This window comes from Paraburkholderia largidicola (genome assembly GCF_013426895.1).
Lineage (GTDB): Bacteria > Pseudomonadota > Gammaproteobacteria > Burkholderiales > Burkholderiaceae > Paraburkholderia > Paraburkholderia largidicola.
Map to the genome: position 1 here is coordinate 2,781,770 of NZ_AP023174.1, position 21,487 is coordinate 2,803,256.

General features: G+C 62.9%; 18 protein-coding genes. 11 read left to right on the forward strand and 7 right to left on the reverse strand.

Annotated features, from left to right (window positions below; translation table 11 throughout):
- Positions 1-53 precede the first annotated feature (53 nt).
- On the forward strand, positions 54-1,226 hold the full coding sequence (locus PPGU16_RS12385) for an ABC transporter substrate-binding protein (protein WP_180720239.1): 1,173 nt from the start codon (positions 54-56) through the stop codon (positions 1,224-1,226).
- Between the two features lie 65 nt (positions 1,227-1,291).
- Here the strand turns inward: PPGU16_RS12385 and PPGU16_RS12390 are convergent, their stop codons facing one another.
- Positions 1,292-2,680 (reverse strand): tetratricopeptide repeat-containing glycosyltransferase family protein, encoded by a 1,389-nt coding sequence (locus PPGU16_RS12390; RefSeq protein ID WP_180720240.1) that lies wholly within the window; start codon positions 2,678-2,680, stop codon positions 1,292-1,294.
- Positions 2,681-2,821: 141 nt separating this feature from the next.
- Here PPGU16_RS12390 and PPGU16_RS12395 point away from each other — a divergent pair, with 141 nt between their 5' ends.
- A complete protein-coding gene (locus PPGU16_RS12395; RefSeq protein WP_180720241.1) occupies positions 2,822-3,079 on the forward strand; it encodes a hypothetical protein in 258 nt (85 codons plus the stop codon).
- A 15-nt stretch (positions 3,080-3,094) separates the two neighbouring features.
- On the opposite strand, the gene PPGU16_RS12400 is transcribed toward PPGU16_RS12395, so the two are convergent.
- The 6 genes from PPGU16_RS12400 to PPGU16_RS12425 all read right to left on the reverse strand — a co-directional run bounded on the left by PPGU16_RS12400 (position 3,095) and on the right by PPGU16_RS12425 (position 10,697).
- Complete coding sequence (locus tag PPGU16_RS12400) at positions 3,095-4,240, reverse strand: Gfo/Idh/MocA family protein (protein WP_180720242.1); 1,146 nt, start codon at positions 4,238-4,240, stop codon at positions 3,095-3,097.
- A gap of 29 nt (positions 4,241-4,269) precedes the next feature.
- Positions 4,270-5,319, reverse strand: coding sequence for a sugar phosphate isomerase/epimerase family protein (locus tag PPGU16_RS12405; protein WP_180720243.1), 1,050 nt, complete (start codon positions 5,317-5,319; stop codon positions 4,270-4,272).
- A 102-nt stretch (positions 5,320-5,421) separates the two neighbouring features.
- Positions 5,422-6,387 carry a substrate-binding domain-containing protein gene (locus tag PPGU16_RS12410; RefSeq protein ID WP_180720244.1) on the reverse strand — a complete coding sequence of 322 codons (966 nt, stop codon included), beginning with the start codon at positions 6,385-6,387 and terminating at the stop codon, positions 5,422-5,424.
- A gap of 795 nt (positions 6,388-7,182) precedes the next feature.
- Complete coding sequence (locus PPGU16_RS12415; RefSeq protein WP_180720245.1) at positions 7,183-8,196, reverse strand: ABC transporter permease; 1,014 nt, start codon at positions 8,194-8,196, stop codon at positions 7,183-7,185.
- Positions 8,177-9,664 (reverse strand): sugar ABC transporter ATP-binding protein, encoded by a 1,488-nt coding sequence (locus PPGU16_RS12420; RefSeq protein WP_180720246.1) that lies wholly within the window; start codon positions 9,662-9,664, stop codon positions 8,177-8,179. The genes PPGU16_RS12415 and PPGU16_RS12420 overlap by 20 nt, the downstream gene beginning before the upstream one ends.
- Positions 9,665-9,677: 13 nt before the next feature.
- Positions 9,678-10,697: a LacI family DNA-binding transcriptional regulator gene (locus PPGU16_RS12425; protein ID WP_180722622.1), complete on the reverse strand. Its 1,020-nt coding sequence runs from the start codon at positions 10,695-10,697 to the stop codon at positions 9,678-9,680.
- Between the two features lie 364 nt (positions 10,698-11,061).
- Between PPGU16_RS12425 and PPGU16_RS12430 the strand changes: the two genes are divergently transcribed.
- From PPGU16_RS12430 to urtE, 9 genes are all read left to right on the forward strand, one after another.
- The gene (locus PPGU16_RS12430; RefSeq protein WP_180720247.1) at positions 11,062-11,715 is read left to right on the forward strand and encodes a protein-L-isoaspartate O-methyltransferase family protein; all 654 of its coding nucleotides are present in this window, start codon (positions 11,062-11,064) and stop codon (positions 11,713-11,715) included.
- A 19-nt stretch (positions 11,716-11,734) separates the two neighbouring features.
- Positions 11,735-12,058, forward strand: coding sequence for a rhodanese-like domain-containing protein (locus tag PPGU16_RS12435; RefSeq protein ID WP_036003302.1), 324 nt, complete (start codon positions 11,735-11,737; stop codon positions 12,056-12,058).
- A 205-nt stretch (positions 12,059-12,263) separates the two neighbouring features.
- The gene (locus PPGU16_RS12440) at positions 12,264-12,713 is read left to right on the forward strand and encodes a DUF2844 domain-containing protein (protein ID WP_180720248.1); all 450 of its coding nucleotides are present in this window, start codon (positions 12,264-12,266) and stop codon (positions 12,711-12,713) included.
- Positions 12,710-14,149 (forward strand): DUF3443 domain-containing protein, encoded by a 1,440-nt coding sequence (locus PPGU16_RS12445; RefSeq protein WP_180720249.1) that lies wholly within the window; start codon positions 12,710-12,712, stop codon positions 14,147-14,149. Before PPGU16_RS12440 ends, PPGU16_RS12445 begins: the two co-directional genes overlap by 4 nt.
- Before the next feature lie 573 nt (positions 14,150-14,722).
- Complete coding sequence (gene urtA, locus PPGU16_RS12450; RefSeq protein ID WP_180720250.1) at positions 14,723-16,024, forward strand: urea ABC transporter substrate-binding protein; 1,302 nt, start codon at positions 14,723-14,725, stop codon at positions 16,022-16,024.
- 178 nt (positions 16,025-16,202) lie between these two features.
- On the forward strand, positions 16,203-17,885 hold the full coding sequence (urtB, locus tag PPGU16_RS12455; protein WP_180720251.1) for an urea ABC transporter permease subunit UrtB: 1,683 nt from the start codon (positions 16,203-16,205) through the stop codon (positions 17,883-17,885).
- A gap of 1 nt (position 17,886) precedes the next feature.
- Positions 17,887-19,074 (forward strand): urea ABC transporter permease subunit UrtC, encoded by a 1,188-nt coding sequence (gene urtC, locus PPGU16_RS12460; protein ID WP_180720252.1) that lies wholly within the window; start codon positions 17,887-17,889, stop codon positions 19,072-19,074.
- The gene (urtD, locus tag PPGU16_RS12465) at positions 19,074-19,937 is read left to right on the forward strand and encodes an urea ABC transporter ATP-binding protein UrtD (RefSeq protein ID WP_180720253.1); all 864 of its coding nucleotides are present in this window, start codon (positions 19,074-19,076) and stop codon (positions 19,935-19,937) included. The genes urtC and urtD overlap by 1 nt, the downstream gene beginning before the upstream one ends.
- 826 nt (positions 19,938-20,763) lie before the next feature.
- Positions 20,764-21,456 carry an urea ABC transporter ATP-binding subunit UrtE gene (gene urtE / locus PPGU16_RS12470; protein ID WP_180720254.1) on the forward strand — a complete coding sequence of 231 codons (693 nt, stop codon included), beginning with the start codon at positions 20,764-20,766 and terminating at the stop codon, positions 21,454-21,456.
- Positions 21,457-21,487 lie beyond the last annotated feature (31 nt).

The window sequence follows — 21,487 nt, forward strand, 5'->3', positions numbered from 1 at the left end:
GGTTTTTGATCCGCTATAAAAGCAGTCACGCTATCTGCCAGGAGATCTTTCGCATGTCGTCGCACAAGAACAAAATCAAACGCACCCTGATGCGTGCCGCCGCGATCGGCGCGCTGTTTGTCGCCGCTGCCGCGCACGCGGACATCAAGGTCGGCATCGACCTGTCGAGCACGGGCCCTGCCGCCACGATCGGCATCACCAGCAAGAATGCGATGCTGATGTGGCCGAAGACGATTGCGGGCCAGAACGCGCAATACATCATCCTCGACGACGGCTCTGATCCGGGCAACGCCGTGCGCAACATCCGCAAGCTGATCAATGAAGATCACGTCGATGTGATCGTCGGGCCCAACATCACGCCCGCCGCGATGGCCGCGCTCGATCCCGTCGCCGAGAGCCAGACGCCGATGATCACGTTGATCGGCTCGGCGAGCGTCGTCGAACCGCAGGAAGGCAAGAAAGTCTGGGCATTCAAGATGGCGCAGACGGACAGCGCGATGGCCGACGTGATGACGCGCTACATGGCGAATCACAACATCAAGACGGTCGGCTTCATCGGCTTCGCGGACAGTTATGGCGATAGCTGGCTCAACGAGTTCACGAAGTTCGCCGCCCTGCGCCACATTCAGGTGGTCGCGACCGAGCGCTTCAATCGCACCGACGCGAGCGTCACCGGCCAGGTCCTGAAGCTGATCGCAGCGAAGCCCGATGCCGTGCTGATCGCCGGCGCTGGCACGCCGACCGTGTTGCCGCAGCGCACGCTCGTCGAGCGCGGCTACAAGGGCGCGATCTATCAGACGCACGGCATTGCGACGCCGGAGTTCATCAAGCTGGGCGGCAAGGACGTCGAAGGCACGCTGTTCCCGACACAGCCCGTGGTGGTGGCGCGCACGCTGCCTGCCGATCATCCTGCGAAGAAGGCGGCGCTTGCCTTCGTCAACGCGTATGAGGCGCAGTATGGGCCGAACACGGTGACGCAGTTCGCAGGCGATGCGGCAGGTGTGTATCCGCGTTTGCAGGACGCCGTCGCCCGCGCGTTGAAGACGGCGCAGCCGGGCACGCCCGAGTTTCGCGCGGCACTGCGCACGGAACTCGAACACGCGCATGAACTGGTGGTGCCGAACGGCGTCGTGAATACGAGCGCGAAGGATCACGTCGGGCTCGATCAGCGGGCCAGCGTGATGGGGATCATCAAGGGTGGGAAGTTTACTTACTTGAGCCAGTGAACGGTTCATGATCCCGGCTCGATGAAGCGGCATAGGGCGCGCCGCCCCGCCGCTGCACGCTCGGGCTATGATAAAAACCCAATCGCCTCATCGATCACGCTGCGCCAGTCGCCCATCAGCGTCTGACGCAGCGGCTTCAGATTCGCCATCCACGGCGAGGCATCGCCCTCCACGCCCCAGCGCCATTCGCTTGCCATATTGAGCGGCACGACGGTCAGCTTGCCGAGCATCGCGCTCAGATTCGCGACGCCTGAATCGACGGCGACAACGGCGTCCAGTTGCTCGATGCATGCCGCCGTTTCCGCAAACGTCCTGATCCCCGGCCCATAGACACTGATATTGCCCGACGGCATGCCGGCGAACTGCTGCACGGCGGGATGATGCAAGCTCACGAAATGCCGCTTCGCCGCCACGGACGGATGCGTCACCAGGTGATCGACCTCCGTCAACGGCAAGCTGCGCCGGATCGCGGAGCAGCGCATCACCGCGCCGACTTCATGCGCGTGCCGCTGGTTGCAGTCCCAGAAAATGCCGATCAGCGATTTACCCGGCTGCCCCGTGCGCAAATCGCGCGCCCATGCGGCGGCCGCCTCGCGCTCCGCATCGGGCGCGCGCAGATAAGCAGGAAAAAAAGGCGACGGCAACGGCGCTTGCTGCGCGGCGAGCAGCGGCAAATGCAGCAGCGTCGCGTGCAGATCGGGCGCGAATTCGCGAACCTGGCTGGCTAACGCTTCCGGCAACGCCTCGCGCTGATGCAACGGACGCGCCGCGCTCACCACGTGGCAATCCGGCAACGACGCCTGCAGCAGCGGATGCAACTGCGCATCGCAGGTGATCATCATCTGCGCGCCTGCGGCGCGCCATTGCGACACATTGGCGAAGAACAGGAACTGATCGCCAAAACCCATCTGATGCGTAATCAGCACGCGCTTGCCGCGCAGGTCCTGTTCACCCGACCATGGCGCAATATCTGTTGGCCGGTAGTTGCCGCTGTCGCTGTCGTTGCGCGCGAGCCACGGCTCGAAGCCCGCGGGGCGCGCGGTGCGCAATAAAGCTTCGCCATACAGATGCTCGGCCTTGCGCGCAAACCAGTCGCCGCCCGCGGCAGCCGCGCGCCATGCGTCGTGCAGCATCGGAATGCCGCGCTCGACGTCGCCCGACATCACGAGACTCTGGCCGAGGCTCATCTTGTAGTACGCAGGCTGCCACGGCAGCGCGGCATAGTTGCGCCAAGTCGCAACGGTATCGAAATGCCGGCCGAGCAGTGTCAACGCATGCGCATGCCAGTTGACGAAATGGAGATCGCGCGGCTCGATCGCGAGCGCGCGACTGGTGTACGGGAGCAGTTCGTCGTCGCGCTTGTCTTCGAGCAGTGCGGTGCAGACGGCACGCAGTGCGTTGATGTCGTCGGGTGCATGCGCAAGCGCATCGAGTGTTTCCTGGACTGAAGGCATGGCGGTTATTGTTTCGACGTTCTACGCAACTGGCGGCGGATCCGCCGGATCGCGGCGCCGCCGCAGACCGGCGCGCGAGTATACGTCGTAGAATCATGCAGCAATCTCAAAAACTCAAGCACTGCACGGCACCATCGAATCATGCGCACGACCCGAGCCATCCATGCCGTCGAACGGCTGAAGACCCGCAGCGGCAATCCGCGTTTCGCGGCGGTCAGCCTGTCGGGCGGACTGTTCTATCTCGTCGACAAATCGAGCGGCGCGGACCAGAAAGTGTCCGATCCGCTGCCGCTCGATGATTTCGTCAAATTCGTCGACGGGTACGGCCCGCAAAAGCCACGCAAAGTCAGCAAGCTCGATCTTGCGTTCGAAGAGCAGATCAAGCGCAGCAAAGGCTGACTCGGGCAGTGGACGTCAGCCGTTCTTCACGCGCGTGTAAGCAAGCTGTGCGTTGCTGTTGAAAACCGCATCGATGAAACGCAGCCCCGCGACGCCGTCTTCGACGGTCGTCAGCAAACGGCTCTCGGGCGGCAGAGGCAAGCCCGCGTCGATTGCCTCGATCTGCAGCGCCGCATCCTTGTAGAGCTGCGCGAACGCTTCGAGATAACCCTCGGGATGTCCAGGCGGCACGCGCGTCGCGTGCCGCGCCACGTCGCTATCGACACGCCCGCGCGTCAGCCGTTGCGTCGCGCCGCCTAAGGGCGTGAACAGCAGTTCGTTCGGGTTCTCCTGATCGAACGCAAGGCCGGCCCTGGTCCCATAGACGCGCAGACGCAGCGCGTTCTCCGCCCCGCTCGCCACCTGGCTCGCCCACAGCATGCCGCGCGCGCCATTGCCATAGCGCAGCATCGCCTGAATATGATCGTCGACCTGACGCCCTTCGACGAACGTATGTAATTCAGCGGCGATCTCGACAGGCAGCATGCCCGTCGCAAACGCCGCAAGGTGATACGCGTGCGTGCCGATATCGCCAAGACATCCGGCGCGCCCGGCCTGCTTCGGGTCGGTGCGCCACACCGCCTGGCGGTTCTCGCCTGTCAGTTCGATCGGCTTCGCGAGCCAGTCCTGCGCGTACTCGACCTGCACGACGCGCACCTCGCCCAGTTCACCCGCTTCGACCAGCTCACGCGCATGGCGCATCATCGGATAACCCGAATAGGTGTGCGTCAGCGCAAAAAGCCGGTTCTTGTCGCGCGCGAGAGTCGCGAGCGCTTCGCCTTCGTCGAGCGTCATCGCGAGCGGCTTGTCACAGATCACGTGGATGCCGGCATCGAGGAACGCCGTCGCGACGGGCGCATGCAGATGGTTCGGCGTGACGATCGACACGGCGTCGATGCCGTCGTCGCGCACGGCTTCGGCGCGCGCCATCTCGTCCCAGCTCGCGTAACTGCGCGCGACGCCGATTTCGTCAGCGCTTGCCTGCGCGCGCTGCGGGTCGGATGACAGCGCCGCCGCCACCAGTTCGAAGCGATCGTCGAGACGCGCCGCGATCCGATGCACCGCGCCGATAAACGCGCCCTGCCCGCCGCCGACCATACCCAGCCTGAGTCTTCGTGTCATCGCGATCTGCTCCTGTTCGACTGTCCGCGTCAGAGGCCGAGCACGCGTTTCAGTTGCGCGTCGTCCGCGCCGCTGCCCGCGAAGTCGTCGAATGCATGGTCGGCCACGCGAATGATGTGCCGCTTGATGAACTCGGCGCCTTCGCGCGCGCCGTCTTCGGGATGCTTCAACGCGCACTCCCATTCGAGCACGGCCCAGCCCGGAAAATCGTATTGCGCCATCTTCGAGAAGATCGCGCCGAAGTCGATCTGCCCGTCGCCCAATGAGCGAAACCGCCCCGCGCGCTCGACCCAGCCGCTATAGCCGCCGTACACGCCCTGCCGCCCATTCGGACGAAACTCGGCATCCTTCACGTGAAAGGCCTTGATGCGCTCGTGATAGATATCGATGAACGCCAGATAGTCCAGTTGCTGCAAGACGTAGTGACTCGGATCGAACAGGATATTCGCGCGCTTGTGATCCTTCACGGCGGCAAGAAAGCGTTCGAACGTCACGCCGTCGTGCAGGTCTTCGCCCGGATGCAGTTCGTAGCAGACATCGACGCCTGCTTCGTCGAACGCATCGAGAATTGGCGTCCAGCGGCGCGCGAGTTCGTCGAAGGCCGCTTCGACGAGACCGGCGGGACGCTGCGGCCATGGATAGAGATACGGCCACGCGAGCGCGCCTGAAAACGACACGTGCGTGTTCAGACCGAGACGTTGCGATGCCTTGGCGGCCCACTTCATCTGCTGCACGGCCCACTCGGTGCGCGCGGCGGGATTGCCGCGCACGTGCGGCGCGGCGAAGCCGTCGAACAGCACGTCATACGCGGGGTGCACGGCGACGAGTTGTCCTTGCAGATGCGTCGACAGTTCGGTGATCGTGACGCCCGCATCGGCGACGACACCGAGCAGATCGTCGCAATAGGCCTGGCTCGACGCCGCCTGTTCGAGATCGACGAGGCGGGGATCGGCGGGCACCTGAATGCCTTTGAAGCCGAGACTCGCGGCCCATCCCGCGAGATGCGCGAGGTTGTCGAACGGCACCTTGTCGCCCATGAACTGCGCGAGAAAGATCGCCGGACCTTTGATCGTTTTCATCGTGCTGCTCCCGATAGATATATCCGTCGAACCGGCGCCGCCATGCGTGTGTCTTTGCGAAGATCACGCGAAAGGCAGCGCCGCGCTAAAGCATGTAGACGATCAGAACGGCGAATCCGGGAAGTAGAATTCCTTCGCGTTCTCCTTCGTGATCAGCACGGAAGGAATGATCGTCGTGGCGGGCAGCTTGTCGCCCTTGAGGCGCGCTTCCGCCGTCAGCTTGATTGCGTCGTAGATGAACTTCGGCGAGTACGACACATCGGCCTTGATGAGCGGCGCGCCGTCCATCACGTTCTTCACCATGCCTTTCGAGCCTGCGCCGCCGAACACGATCTTGATGTCGGTGCGCTTGGCCTGATCGATCGCCTTGATCACGCCGACGGCCATGTCGTCGTCGGCGGCCCAGACGGCGTCGATGTGCTTGAAGCGCGTGAGGTAATCCTGCATCACCTTGAATGCGTCGTCGCGGTTCCAGTTTGCGTACTTGGCATCGAGGATCTTGATGTTCGGATAGGCCTTCAGGACGCCTGTGAAGGCTGTCCAGCGTTCGTTGTCGAGCGTCGTGGGAATGCCGCGCAGCGCGACGATGTCGCCTTTGCCGTCGAGTGCTTTCGCCAGGTATTCGGCGGGGATCTTGCCGAAGGCGGTGTTGTCGCCGGCGACGTAGGCGTCTTGCGCGCTCGTGTCGGTGAGGCCGCGGTCCACTACCGTTACGTAGACGCCTTTTTTCTTCACCTGCGCGACGGGTTGGGTGAGCGATGCGGATTCGTACGGGAAGATCACCAGCGCGTTGATCTTGTTGACCGTGACGAGGTCTTGCAGCTGGTTCGCCTGTTCCGGCGCGTTGGCGGCGGTTTTGACGATCACTTTCAGGTCTGGATGCGCTTTTTCCAGATCGGTTTTGGCCTTGTTCGCCCACCAGACGATGCCGCCTGTGAAGCCGTGATCGGCTGTGGGGATGGCTACGCCGAGTATGACTTTTTCATCGGCTTGCGCGGTGCCTGTGCCCAGGCCCAATATGCCCAGCGCCAGCATCCCGGCGCTAACCGCTCGAATGATCTGCTTCATGGCTATGTCTCCTTGATTTGCTTTCTTCGTTGAGGGAACGCTGTTGCACTGCTGGGTGTTGATTGCTGGTTTGCTTTGCTTTTCGCTGGCATCCGCGTATTGCCTTCGTACTTCATGCGTCGCCCCTGTGCGGGGCGGCACCTACTTTTCTTTGCCGCCGCAAAGAAAAGTAGGCAAAAGAAAGCGGCTCACACCGCCAATCCTTATCCTTGCCTGAGGGCCCCCAAAGGTTCTTACGCTTCACACGGCAACCACGTGACCGACGTTCGTTGCCAACGTTCTCTCCGTACGCCTCACCTGCTTCACGTACCCACGTCACAGCACGCCGTGCCAGATAGTCCACCGCCGCCCAGGTGGCAAACTGTGTGTAGGCTACTGCGCCATGCACGCATCACTCTGGACTGAACAGCAAGGTCGGTGTCTCTTGTAGGAGCGCTGACCTTTTCTGCACTACAACCTACACACCGTTTGCCACCTGGGCGGCACTAACCATTCGCTGACGCTTGCCCGCCTACGGGCGTTTGAAGCGGGTGCTGCATTTAGTCAAAGCGTTGGCAACGAGCGCGAACAGAATCGCTGCCGTGTGAAGCATAGGACCGGTTGGGGGCCCTCAGGCAAGTACACGTGCTGGCGGTGTTAGCCGCTTTCTTTTGCCTACTTTTCTTTGCGGCGGCAAAGAAAAGTAGGTGCCGCCCCGCACAGGGGCGACGCTTGCGAACCAATAACATCACGCGGATGCCAGCAAAAGCAATATCAAACCACCCTGCCGCCGCACAGGCAAAACCACCAATTCACTCACCTCCGCCCGCGCTGCAAAAACGCAACCACAATAATCACAATCCCCTGCACAGCAGCATTCAAGTACACGCTAATAATGCTAGTGAGATTAAGGATATTGGCAATCACAGAAAGCAGAATCGCTCCGATCACGGTGCCCACTACTCGCCCTTCACCGCCTTTGAGCGCGGTCCCGCCGACCACAACAGCGGCAATCGCCTCCAGTTCCCATAAGAGCCCGGTAGTGGGCGTCGCCGACCCAAGCCTCGGCACATACAAAACCGTCGCCACACCGACACAAACTCCAAGCAACACATAAGTAACAACCTTCACCGTATCAACGCGAATCGCGGCATACCGCGCAACCTGTTCATTCGAACCAATCGCCTGCACATGACGCCCAAACGCCGTGCGATTAAGAATCAGCGCGCCGCCCGCCGCGACGACGAGAAACACCCAGATCGGCACAGGCACCCCGAACAGACTCGCGTAATAAACAGGCCCGTAGAGATCGGAAAGATTGTTATCGAGCGTCAAGGCACCACCATCGGCAAGCCACGTCAAAACGGCGCGAAAAATACCCAGCGACCCCAGCGTCACGATAAAAGGCTCGATCCGCCCTTTCGTGATCAACAACCCATGCGCGCATCCAAACGCACCGCCCAGCACGAACGCACTCGCAATCCCGATCAGCACGATCGTCAGCGGCGCAAACGCATGACCGCCCGGCGCAGCGGCAAGCGCATTCATCAACCAGATCATGCTGCCCGCGATCAACGCGGCCATCGACCCAACAGAAAGATCGATCCCACCCGAAATGATCACAAACGTCATGCCGACGGCGATGATCCCGATGAACGACGTGCGCGTCAGCACGTTCATCATGTTGTCGACAGTCGCGAAATCGCGATTGAGCAGCGTCCCCGCAATGCACAGCACGATCAGGCCCAGCACGGGCCCAAGCCCGTGCAAACGATGCGCGATCCGCATCGCGCGCCCTGCCGGCGCGGTGTCAGTGTGTGCCGGTCGCATGAGCGATCAACTCCTCTTCGGTCAGATGGTCGAGACCGAGCGTCGCCTGCAGGCGACCCGCGCGCATCACGGCAACGCGATGGCACAGCCCGATCAGCTCGATCAGTTCGGATGAAATGACGACCACCGCGCGCCCTTCGGCCGCAAGCCGGTGGATCAGAAAATAAATGTCGCGCTTCGCGCCAATATCGACGCCGCGCGTCGGCTCGTCGAGCACGATCACATCGGGATTCGGCTGCAGGAATTTGGCGAGCGCGAGCTTCTGCTGGTTGCCGCCCGACAACATGCGCGCACGGCTGCCCAGATCGCCCGTGCGGATGCCGAACTCGCGCACGGCTTTCGTCAGCGCGTCGCGTCCCGCCTTCAGATCGAGCAGCGGCTTCGCATAGCGTTCGAGCGTCATCAGCGTCAGGTTGTCCTGCAGGCTCAGGTTCACGTGCAGTCCCTTGCCCTTGCGGTCTTCGCTCAGATACGTGAGGCCGCGGCGCATCGCGTCGCGCGGACTGTGCAGGTCGGCTTTGCGTCCGGCGATTTCGATCGTGCCCGAGGCGCGCTGGCGCAAGCCGATGATCGCCTCGAAGGCTTCCGTGCGTCCCGCGCCGACCAGTCCCGCAAAGCCGAACACTTCGCCCGCGCGCACCTCGAAGCTCAGATCCTCGACCCAGTCGGGCACGCTGAGGTGCTGTACGTTCAGCGCGATGGGTGCGTTCTCCGCAGGCAACGTCTTGTCGGGGAACATGTCGGACAGGTCGCGCCCGACCATCAGGTTCGCCATCTGCTGACGCGCGAGCAGCGCCGTTTCGCTGCGCGCGACGAAGCGGCCGTCACGCATCACGATCACTTCGTCGGTGATGTGCTCGACTTCGTCGAGCTTGTGCGAGATGTAGACGATGGTCACGCCGTCGGCCTTGAGCTTCGTCATCAGCGCGAACAGGCGCTCGGTCTCGGACGGCGTGAGCGTCGCCGTCGGTTCGTCCATGATCAGCAGCCGCGCGCGCCGCGACAGCGCCTTCGCAATCTCCACCATCTGCTTTTCCGCGACGATCAGGTCGCGCACCTTCGTATCGGGATGCTTGTGCAGGCCGACCTGGTCCAGATAGCGCTTCGCTTCGTTGCGCATCGCCGTGTCGTCGACGAACATTCCCTTGCGCTTCTCGTGGCCGAGATACATGTTCTGCGCGATCGTCAGATGCTCAGCGAGATTGAACTCCTGGTGAATCAGCACGATGCCCGCCGCTTCCGCGTCGCGTGAGCCGTCGAAACGCTGTGCGTGGCCGTCGATCAGCACCGTGCCTTCAGTGGCCGTTTCGTAGCCCGCGAGGATTTTCATCAGCGTCGACTTGCCCGCGCCGTTCTCGCCGAGCAGGCCGTAGATGCGCCCAGGCGCCAGGTCGAAGCTCACGCCGTGCAGCACGCGCACGGGTCCGAAGTCTTTGCGGATATCGTCGAAGCGGACGGCGAGGCTCATCGCGGCTTCCCTCTCAGGCGCTCTTTCTGACTACGAGCCGATGCGGCAGCAGCACGCCCGGCACGTTCTCGCGCGGATTCGCGAGCCGTTGCAGCAACAGGCGCGCGGCGGTCTCGCCCAGTTCGCGCATCGGCTGCGCGATCGTCGTCAACGGCGGATCGATCTGCGCGGCAAGCGAAATATCGTCGAAGCCCGCGACGGCGACATCGTCGGGCACGCGCTTGCCGACGCTGCGCAAGCCCGCGATTACGCCGATCGCCAACGTGTCCGACACGGCGAAGATGGCCGTTGGCGCGTCGGCGTGCGTCATCAGCAGCGCGGCCGCCGAGGCGCCCGCTTCGTAGTCGAGGCTGTTCACGTTCTGGCGCCAGCGTTCGTCGGCCGCGATGCCCGCGTCGCGCAATGCGTCCAGATAACCTTGCTGGCGTTGCTGCGCGTACAGGTAGTGATCGTCGGAATTGATCAGCGCGATCCGGCGGTGGCCGCGCGCGAGCAGGTGGCGCACGGCGTCGCCCGCTGCACGGTAGTTGTCGATGCCGACGTACGGCACACCCACGGACGAATCGAACTCGCAGCACGCCACCCACGGCAGTGCGTTCGATTCCTCGGCAAGCGCCTGCTGCACGGTGGCCGGGTCGAGGCAGATCGCGCCGTCCGCGCGACGGCGGCGCAGCAGGTCGAAATAGCTGCGCTCGCGGCCCGCATCGGCGCCCGTGTCGCACAACAGCATGAAATAGCCGTGCTGGCGCGCAACGGAATCGATGCCGCGAATGACCTCGGCATAGAACGGGTTGCCGACGTCGGGGACCATCGTCAGCAACAGGCGGCTTTCGGCCGTACGGAGATTGCGCGCCAGTTCGTTCACGCGGTAGCCGCTCGTCGCGACGGCGGCGAGCACCTTGTCGCGCGTCGCGGGCCGCACGTTCAAATGCCCGTTCAGCACGCGCGATACCGTTGCCACGGACACGCCCGCCTGCTCGGCAACTCCCGCAATCGACAGCCCTTCCGATGCGGCACGCGCCGAGCCATGCATATCGGGCTCGGCCGCGCCGGAGGGCTGCGCTTGCGGGTCACGTGGCGACGGTTTGTCCACCGGCTCTCGCTCCGAAAATGTAATCGATTACATTTTTGGTCGACATCGGCATAAATCGCAAGTCCGATCTCGTAGGGACTTTCACCGAGGCACGCCGTCCGCCGGAATCCGTCCGACCGTGGCGGACTTGCCCGCGACAGGGCGGCATCGGCGCGTGGTTTGGTACAATTTCGCAGTTAACGAGTGACACCCGACTGACAACCCGGGGTACACCCGGCAGTAAAAGCCCAGGCAACATCCAATGGGAGCAGTGGTCCCCCAATACACCCACTGCCCGCGTCTCAACCACACCGCCGAATTGATCATGAACATCGAACAAGCGCGTTTCAACATGATTGAACAGCAAATCCGTCCGTGGGAAGTGCTCGACCAGGACGTGCTGAATCTGCTGTCGATCGTCAAGCGTGAGAACTTCGTGCCCGCCGCATATCGCGAGCTGGCGTTCGTCGATTTCGAAATTCCCCTGCCTGCCGGCCAGCATATGTTGGCGCCGCGCGTCGAAGCGCGCGTGCTGCAGGAACTGGCGGTGAAGAAGCACGAGACCGTGCTGGAAATCGGCGCGGGTTCGGGCTACATGGCCGCGCTGCTCGCACATCGCGCGCAGCACGTGCTGACGGTCGACATCGAGCCGGAACTGGCCGAGCTGGCGAAGGCGAACCTCGCGGCGAACGGCGTGCTGAACGCCGAAGTCGCGACGGGCGACGGCGCACGTGGCTGGGCCGCGGCCGCGCCGTACGACGTGATCTGCGTGTCGGGCGGCCTGCCCGTGCTGCCGCAGGAAATCCTCGAGCATCTGAAGGTGGGTGGCCGTCTTGCCGCGTTCGTCGGCACCGCGCCCGTCATGAAGGCGCAGATCATCACGCGCGTCGACGAGAAGCAGTTCCGTATCGCCGACGTGTTCGAAACCTACGTCGAGCCGCTGCAGAACGCCGTGCACGCGCCGCGTTTCAAGTTCTAGGCACCACGCGAGACACACGATGCAAAACCTGACCGCTTCCGCCCTCGCCGAATGGCTTGCTGATCAATCCCGCCCGGCGCCCGTGCTGCTCGACGTGCGCGAGCCGTGGGAAATCGAAACGGCGAAGATCGCCGGCAGCGTGTCAATTCCAATGCGCGAGATTCCCGCGCGCAGCGAAGAACTCGACGACGACGTGCAGATCGTCTGCATCTGCCATCACGGCGCGCGCAGCGCGCAGGTCGCGATGTTCCTCGAATCGCGTGGACACAAGGACGTGTTCAACCTGTACGGCGGCATCGACGCGTGGTCGCGCCAGGTCGATCCTTCCGTGCCGACTTATTGAGCGTTTTTAGCTTCACGTTGCTGTATTCGACGCGCCGGTTTTCAACCGGCGCGTTTTTGTTTGTGCGCTTGGTTTGGCAGTAGCGCATACCGCGTCAGACGTTTCCTCCGAAATTTCAGAAATCTCGGATGTAGATCAGGAACATTGTTACGCCATCCTGATTATCCATCGAACAACATAGCGTGCTTCCTTTCAAGGGCATACTATGAAATCGATCAGGATCGCGGCGGCGTTAGCACTGCTATCGCCCGTCGTCTGTCACGCAACGCTCGGCGCAGCGCCGTCTGCGGGTACGCACACGCCGCAGCCCGCGCTGCGCGCTGCGGCATCCGTCGCAACGTCTTCGCCGTCTTATACCGTCCATGAATCCACGACTACCGATGGCGTGACGATCCGCGAATATGCGACGCCGTCAAATGTCGTGTTCGCCGTCACATGGCAAGGGCCGACGCGGCCGGATATGCGGGCGCTGCTCGGCAGATACTTTCCGAACTTCGTCGCGGCCGGACAGCGCGTTGCGCGCGGCACAGGGCCGATGATCGCGCGCGATGGCGAGTTGCAGATCGAATCGTTTGGACATCCGGGCGTGTTCTCGGGCCGGGCGTACGTGCCGCGACTCGTCCCTGTCGACGTGAAAGTGGAGGCGCTGCAATGAAGCGCCTCTTATCGGATCGTTCGCTGTTCGCCGTGCTGATTGCTGCAAGTGTCGCGCTCACCGCGTGCGGCGGCGGTGGCGGTGGCGGTGGTGAGACTAGCGATAGCCCTCCCGTCAACCATGTCGCGCCCGCCAGGCCCGCCAGCGCGCCATCGGCAGCAAGCCCGGATACGGCCGCCGACCCGCCCAGGACACCCAGTGTGCCCTCAGGGAATGAACCCGGCAGCGGAACAGGCATATCCGGCAACGATCAGAACCCGACGGGCAAGAACGACGGCGACAAGCACGATGGCAACAAAACCGACGACAAGCCGCCGCCCACGCCCGTCGCCGTCAACAGCGTGCCCATCGTGATCGACAACGGCGTCGGCCGGGTCGTGAACATGCCGTATGTCAGTGTGACGTTCTGCGTGCCGGGCACGCAAGCCGAGTCGCAGTGCGCGACCGTCGATCATATGCTGCTCGACACGGGCTCGGTCGGCGTGCGCGTGATGTCCACCGCGCTCGGCGCCGCGCTGGCCAGTAACCTGCCCGCCCAGACCGGCGCCGCCAACGACAAAGCGGGCAACGCCCCGCTCGCCGAGTGCGCGACGTTCGCATCGGGCTATACATGGGGCGCGATACGTCGCGCCGACATCAGCATGGGCGGCGAGACGGCAAACGCTATCCCCATCCAGTTGCTCGGCGACAACGCGAATCCCACCACGCCGTCCGAGTGCGTCGCGCGCGGCAGCGCAGCCATGAACACGGTCGAGGCATTGGGCGCAAACGGGATCGTCGGCATCGGACACCTCGCCAGCGATTACCCCGACGCCGCCGACCGGGTGCTCTCGCCGCTTTACTACTATTGCCCGACATCATCGTCTTGCACGCCCGCCCGCGTGCCGCACGACAAGCAGACGGCCAACCCCATCGCCGCCTTCGCGACCGACAACAACGGCACGATCGTCCGCCTGCCGACACTGCCGCCCCTCGGCCGTGCGAGCGTCACAGGCGAGCTGATATTCGGCATCGGCACACGCGCGAACAATGCGTTGCCATCGTGGCCCACGTTTCTCGCCGTCTCGGATCGCGGCGCATTCACGTCCAGCTACAAGGACCGGTCGATGACGAGCATCATCGACAGCGGCTCGAACGCGTTGTTCTTCCCAGACGCGACGCTGCCCGTGCTAGCAGGCTGGTATGCACCCGCCGCCGTCCAGAATCTCGGCGCGACGATGATGTCGAACACGGGCAACGTGCAATCGACAATCGCATTCTCGATTGCGAACGCCCAGAATCTGTTCGGTCTGGGCTACGCCGCGCATGACAATCTCGGCGCGCCCGCCTCCGGCATGTTCATCTGGGGCCTGCCATTCTTTTACGGACGCAATGTCTACACTGCGCTGAGCGGCGTGCAAGCCGGCACGCAGATGGGACCTTACGTGGCATTCTGACGTCGCTGCACTCTGCGCAATCCCACGCAAAACGGCGGACAGGTCGCGCGGCCCGTCCGCCGTTTTCTCATGCGTGGACGACTCTCCTTCAGCGCGTGAATCGCTGCTTCGAACACCACCGCCATTTTCGCGGCGCGCGTGCGGTGACCCTCGAGGCCGGACGCACAGCCCGTTCGTTCATGTTCCGTCTCCCCTCTGATCCAGCTCAGCTGGTCGATCAATGTCGGCAGCCGCACGTCCGTGCACAACGGCGCAGCGGCGATGCACCGGCGTCGCGCCCAGAAATCTGAGGAATCGCGGCGCACGCTCCGTTGCAGCGCGGCGCGCACCTGAACGAGGCGTACGCCGTTGTGGTGCACCGCTTTCGCGCTCAAAGCGCATAACGCCACACGATGCCGCACCGCCAGCGACCCGCATTGCAGCAAGCGAAGCGTGTATTGAAGCGGCTGCCGCAAAGTTGGCATATGCCTTGCAGTATCCGGCCGGCAAGCGCCTGCACACATAACGCAAAGAAGGATGGGACGCACGCCGTCTGTCCGCCACTCACCACCAATCTATGGCAAGGGGAAGCACATGAAACGTCGCAGTCTGCTGAAGCTCGGCTCCATGTCGGGCGCGCTCGCGCTCGCTGGCAAGGTTCCGTTCGCGCATGCCCAGTCGGGCAATGGCCCGATCAAGGTCGGCATCCTGCACTCCCTGTCGGGCACGATGGCAATCTCGGAGACGTCGCTGAAAGACACGGCGCTCATGACGATCGCCGAGATCAACGCCAGCGGCGGCGTAATGGGCCGCAAGCTGGAGCCCGTGGTCGTCGATCCCGCCTCCAACTGGCCGCTATTCGCCGAGAAGGCGCGCGGGCTGCTGACGCAGGACAAGGTTGCCTGCGTGTTCGGCTGCTGGACGTCGGTGTCGCGCAAGTCGGTGCTGCCCGTGTTCGAAGAACTGAACGGCCTGCTCTTCTACCCGGTGCAGTACGAAGGCGAAGAGATGTCGCGCAACGTGTTCTACACGGGTGCCGCGCCCAATCAGCAGGCGATCCCCGCCACCGAATATCTGATGAGCGCGGAAGGCGGCGGCGCCAAGCGCTTCTTCCTGCTTGGGACCGACTATGTGTATCCGCGTACGACGAACAAGATCCTGCGGGCGTTCCTCAAATCCAAGGGCGTCCAGGAGACCGACATCCAGGAGGTCTACACGCCGTTCGGCCATAGCGACTATCAGACTATCGTCGCCAGCATCAAGACCTTCTCGCAGGGCGGCAAGACGTGTGTGATCTCCACCGTCAACGGCGACTCGAACGTGCCGTTCTACAAGGAACTCGGTAACCAGGGGCTGAAGGCGACCGACGTGCCCGTCGTCGCGTTCTCGGTCGGTGAAGAAGAACTGCGCGGCATCGACACGAAGCCGCTGGTCGGCAACCTCGCGGCATGGAACTACTTCATGTCGGTGAAGGGTCCGGGCAACACGAAGTTCAAGGAACAATGGGCCGAGTGGGTCAAGTCGCAGAACCTGCCGGGCGGCACGAAGCGCGTAACCAACGACCCGATGGAAGCGACCTATGTCGGCATCCACATGTGGAAGCAGGCCGTCGAAAAAGCGAAGAGCACGGATGTCGACAAGGTGCGCGTCGCGATGATCGGCCAGAAATTTGCCGCGCCGTCGGGCTTCACGCTCGAGATGGACGGCAACCACCACCTGCACAAGCCGGTGATGATCGGCGAAGTGCGCGCGGACGGCCAGTTCAACGTGGTGTGGAAGACCAAGACGGCGATTCGCGCGCAGCCGTGGAGCCCGTATATCGCGGGCAACCAGGGCAAGCCGGATGTCGTCAGCTCGATTCCCGAGTTCCTGCGCCGCCGCTCGCGCGTCGCATAACGTGGCATGAGCAACGTGCCGGTGTGTCGCCTCAGAAGGACGCACCGGCTTGCACAGCGCACCGATGTTTCGCTCCGCGTGAAGCACCCGGTGCGCCCACGCAAGCGCGCGATGCCCTTGCCGCTTCTCGTGCGAGGGCATCGCGCGCCTGCCTGCAGGCTTCTCACTCAAGGCCACCATGGCGTATTCACTTTCCACGCTCGCTTCGCTCACGGCCCGCTGCGCTGACACGCTGCGCGGCATGCGCGCACGCGTGCGCGTCGGCGCCGCATCGTGCGCGCTGGGTGCGGCGCTCGCCGTGCTCGCGCCCATCAGCGCCCATGCATTGACGGCCGAAGAAGTCGCACCGCTCGCCGGCGACGACTTCGATGCGAAGTCAGCAGCAATCGACAAGCTGATCGCGAATCACGATGCGCCGTCGCTCGCGCTGCTGAAAGCGCTGTCCGAAGACAGCGCGCTCGCCACCGATAACGGCAACGTGCTGATTCAGGACAACGACACCGCGCACGACGCGGTCACAGGCAAGACCGTCGCCGCGGGCGACGCGCAGCCGGTCACGCTGAACAACCTGTTGCGCTCGAAAGTCGCGGGCGCGTTGTCGGGCCTGCAACTCGATTCGACCGACCCGGCGAAGCGCGCGGCCGCGATCACCGCGCTGCTGCAAAGCCCCGATCCGTCGATGAAGCCGCAGATCGACGCAGCGCGCGCAAAGGAAACCGACCCGACGCTCAAGAAGCGCCTCGACACGCTCTGGGCGATGACGGCGCTGCACGACACCGATGCGGCGAAGCGTCTCGAAGCGGTGAAGCTGGTCGCCGCGCGGCACGATCTGGACATGTACGAACTGCTGCGCCCGCTCGTCGCGAAGAAGGCAGACGGCACGTTCGCCGAAAGCGACGCCCAGGTCCGCGCGGCAGCGCAGACGGGCATCGACGCGCTCGATTCGATCCAGCGCCGCAGCGAGATCGCAGGGACGCTGTTCGCGGGGCTGTCGCTCGGCAGCGTGCTGCTGCTCGCCGCCCTCGGCCTTGCCATCACGTATGGCCTGATCGGCGTCATCAACATGGCGCACGGCGAGTTTCTGATGATCGGCGCGTATGCGACTTATGTCGTGCAGAACCTGGTGCAGCGCTACATGCCCGGCGCGTTCGACTGGTATCCGCTGATCGCCGTGCCCGCTTCGTTTGCGGTGGCGGCGCTGGTCGGCATCGTGCTCGAGCGGCTCGTGCTGAAGCATCTGTATGGACGCCCGCTCGAAACGCTGCTGACCACCTTCGGCGTGAGCCTGATCCTGATCCAGGCGACGCGCATGCTGTTCGGCGCGCAGAACGTGCAGGTGGTGAACCCGTCGTGGATGAGCGGCGGCGTCACGGTGCTGCCGAACCTGATCCTGCCGTACAACCGTCTCGCGATTCTTGCGTTCTCGCTGATCGTCGTCGGGATTGCATGGGCCGTGCTGACGAAGACGCGTCTCGGCCTGTTCGTGCGCGCCGTCACGCAGAACCGCCGGATGGCCGCGTGCGTCGGCGTGAAGACCGCGTATGTCGATTCGTATGCGTTCGCGTTCGGCGCGGGCATCGCGGGGCTGGGCGGCTGCGCACTGTCGCAGATCGGCAATGTCGGCCCCGACCTCGGGCAGAGCTACATCATCGATTCGTTCATGGCCGTCGTGCTGGGCGGGGTCGGGCAACTGGCGGGCACCGTGATCGGCGGCTTTGGGCTCGGGCTGGTCAGCAAGGCCATCGAGCCGTTCTGGGGCGCCGTGCTCGCGAAGATCGCGGTGCTGGTGCTGATCGTTCTGTTTATCCAGAAGCGGCCGCAGGGCATGTTCGCCCTGAAGGGCCGCAGCGCGGAGGCATGACATGACATCCGCGACTTCTTCCGCTTCCACGTCCGTCGATGCACGCGCCGACGCTCAGGCGAGCGAACGCGAACGCCTCGAAGGCTTCGCGCTCGGCTTGCCGCCCCGCCCTGCCCTGCTGTCGCGGCGCGCGTGGCAGTTCCTGATCGCATTGATCATCGCGATCGGACTCGGCGTGCCGTTCACGGCGCTGGTGTTACCCGAAACGAGCACGTTCCATCTGTCCGCGTACGCGATGACGATCACCGGCAAATTCATGTGCTATGCGATTGCCGCGCTGGCGCTCGATCTCGTCTGGGGTTACTGCGGCATCCTGAGTCTTGGTCATGGGTTGTTCTTCGCGCTCGGCGGCTACGCGATCGGCATGTACCTGATGCGCGCGATCGGCCATGACGGCAAGTACGGCAGCGACCTGCCCGACTTCATGGTGTTTCTCGACTGGCATCAGTTGCCGTGGTACTGGGAAGGCACGCAGCATCTCGCGTATGCGCTGCTGCTGGTCGTGCTGGTGCCTGCCGTGCTCGCCTGGGTGTTCGGCTTCTTCACGTTCCGCTCGCGCGTGAAGGGCGTGTATCTGTCGATCATCACGCAGGCGATGACCTTTGCCGCGATGCTGCTGTTCTATCGCAACGAGACGGGCTTTGGCGGCAACAACGGCTTCACCGATTTCAAGCGGATTGCGGGCTATCCGATCACGCATGCCGGCACGCGGACCGCGCTTTTTCTTTTGACGTTTGCGATGCTCGTGCTTGCGTTCATCGGCGCGCGCGCAATCGTGACTTCGAAGCTCGGACGCGTGGTCACGGCTGTGCGCGACGGCGAGACGCGTCTGATGTTCCTCGGCTATAGCCCGCTTGCGTACAAGCTGTTCATCTGGACGGTGTCGGCCGTGCTGTGCGGCATTGCGGGCGCGCTGTATGTGCCGCAGGTCGGCATCATCAATCCGGGCGAGATGTCGCCGGGCAACTCGATCGAAATGGCGATCTGGGTGGCGGTGGGCGGACGCGGCACGTTGATCGGGCCGATTATCGGCGCGTTTGCGGTGAATGGCGCGAAGAGCTTTTTCACGGCTTATTTTGCGGAGTACTGGCTGTTCTTTTTGGGTTTGATCTTCGTGCTCGTGCCGTTGCTGTTGCCGAACGGGATCATGGGGCTGTTCGAGCTCGCAACACGCAAGAGGAACCGCTGATGAACGAAAACCCGATGGTTCCTGATCTTTCGCTGGCTGAAGAACATGATGGCCGCGCGCTTTCCGGCGTGGCGTCGATGGGACGCGTGGTCACGCCTGGCGAGATCGACGTATCGCATGGGGCGATTCTCTATCTGGAAGACGTGACGGTTTCGTTCGATGGCTTTCGCGCGTTGAATGCGTTGTCGCTGTCGATCGATGTCGGCGAGTTGCGCTGCATTATTGGGCCGAATGGCGCCGGCAAGACGACGATGATGGACGTCATTACGGGGAAGACTTCGCCTGATTCGGGCAAGGTGTTTCTTGGGCAGACGATCGATCTCACGCGGATGAACGAGCCTTCGATTGCACGCGCCGGGATTGGGCGCAAGTTTCAGAAGCCGACTGTGTTCGAGCAGCATCCCGTCTGGGAGAACCTCGAACTGGCGATGAAAACCGACAAGGGTTGGTTGGCGTCGTTACGCGCGCGGCTGGATCGTGCGGCGCAGGCGCGGATCGAAGAGACTTTGTCGTTGATTCGTCTCGAAGGCGAGGCGCTGCGGCCTGCTGGTGAGCTTTCTCATGGGCAGAAGCAGCGGCTCGAGATCGGGATGTTGTTGATGCAGCAGCCTGCTTTGTTGTTGCTCGATGAGCCTGCGGCTGGCATGACTGATGATGAGACTATGGAACTCGCTGCTCTTCTTAACCACTTGCGTGGGACCTGTTCCATGATGGTTGTTGAGCATGATATGGAGTTTGTGGCTGCTTTGGCCGGTGACACCGGTAAGGTTACTGTGATGGCCGAAGGCCGGGTTCTTGCGCAAGGGACGCTTGATGAGGTCAAGCGTGATGCTGCTGTGGTTGAGAGTTATTTGGGGCGTTGAACAGGTTTTTGGTTTTTTGGGTTTTTGTTTTTGTTTGCAACTGCTTCTTTTGTCGGTTTCTCTGAGGGTTCGTTGGCATCCGCCGTTTGCGCTTGTGCTGGCATCCGCGTATTGCCTTCGTGCTTCAGGCGTTGCCCCTGTGCGGGGCGGCACCTACTTTTCTTTGCCGCCGCAAAGAAAAGTAGGCAAAAGAAAGCGGCTCACACCGCCAGCACGTGTACTTGCCTGAGGGCCCTCACAGGGTCTTACGCTTCACACGGCAGCGATTTTGTCCGCGTGCGTTGCCAACGCTTCGAACAGATGCATCACCCGCTTCAAGCGCCTCCGCAAAGGCAAGCGTCAGCGAAAGGTTCGCGCCGCCCAGGTGGCAAACGGTGTGTAGGTTGTCGCGTCGTACAGGATAGCGCTCTTACAAGGTGGGGCGCGTGCGCTATCGGTCCGAAGTGAGGCGTGTGGAGTACTTGAGCCTACACACACTTTGCCACCTGGGCGGCAGCGGACTATCTGGCACGGCACGCTGTAGTACGGGCGTGTGAAGCGGGTGAGGCGCACAGAGAGAACGTCGGCAACGAACATGAGCAAGCGTGTTGCCGTTTGAAGCGTAAGAGCCTTTGGGGGCCCTCAGGCAGACACTAGAACTGGCGGTGTTAGCCGCTTTCTTTTGCCTACTTTTCTTTGCGGCGGCAAAGAAAAGTAGGTGCCGCCCCGCACAGGGGCAACGCTTGCGAACCAGAAGCAAATCGCGGATGCGAGCGAAAAAGCAAGCCGAAAAAGCCACAGCCTGGAACCTGCCGCTCGCCAAAGAGCAAAAAAAGGACACACGAAAATGCTTGAAGTAGAAAACCTGAACCAGTACTACGGCGGCAGCCACATCCTCCGAAATGTAAAGCTGACGGTGCCAGACGGAAAACTAACCGTCCTGCTAGGGCGCAATGGCGTAGGCAAGACTACGCTCCTAAGAACCCTGATGGGCGTCGTCCCCATCAAGACCGGCGAAATCAGGTGGCGCGAAACGCCGATAACAAAACTCGCCCCTCACGCGCGAGTAGCGCAAGGATTAGCCTACGTGCCGCAAGGCAGAGACATCTTCCCAAGACTAACGGTAGAAGAAAACCTGCTCGTCGGCGCAGCCAGCAAAAAAGCCCCCAAAAAAATCCCGGACAAGATCTACGACCTGTTCCCCGTCCTGAAGGACATGAAGGCAAGAAGAGGCGGCGACCTCTCCGGCGGCCAGCAGCAACAGCTGGCAATCGGACGAGCACTCATGAGCGAACCGCAACTGCTGATCCTCGATGAACCCACGGAAGGCATCCAGCCGTCCATCATCCAGGACATCGGCAGAACCCTCCGGCAACTCGTCGAGGAAATGGGCCTGACCGTCCTGCTCGTCGAGCAATACTACGACTTCGCCAAAGCCATCGCCGACCGCTACTGGGTCATGAGCCGCGGCGAAATCGTCGCGGGCGGCGAAGGCGCCAACATGGACGACGACGGCGTGCGCACGCTGATCGCGGTATAACGGCGAGGCCCAGTTAGCTGCTATCCTCGCC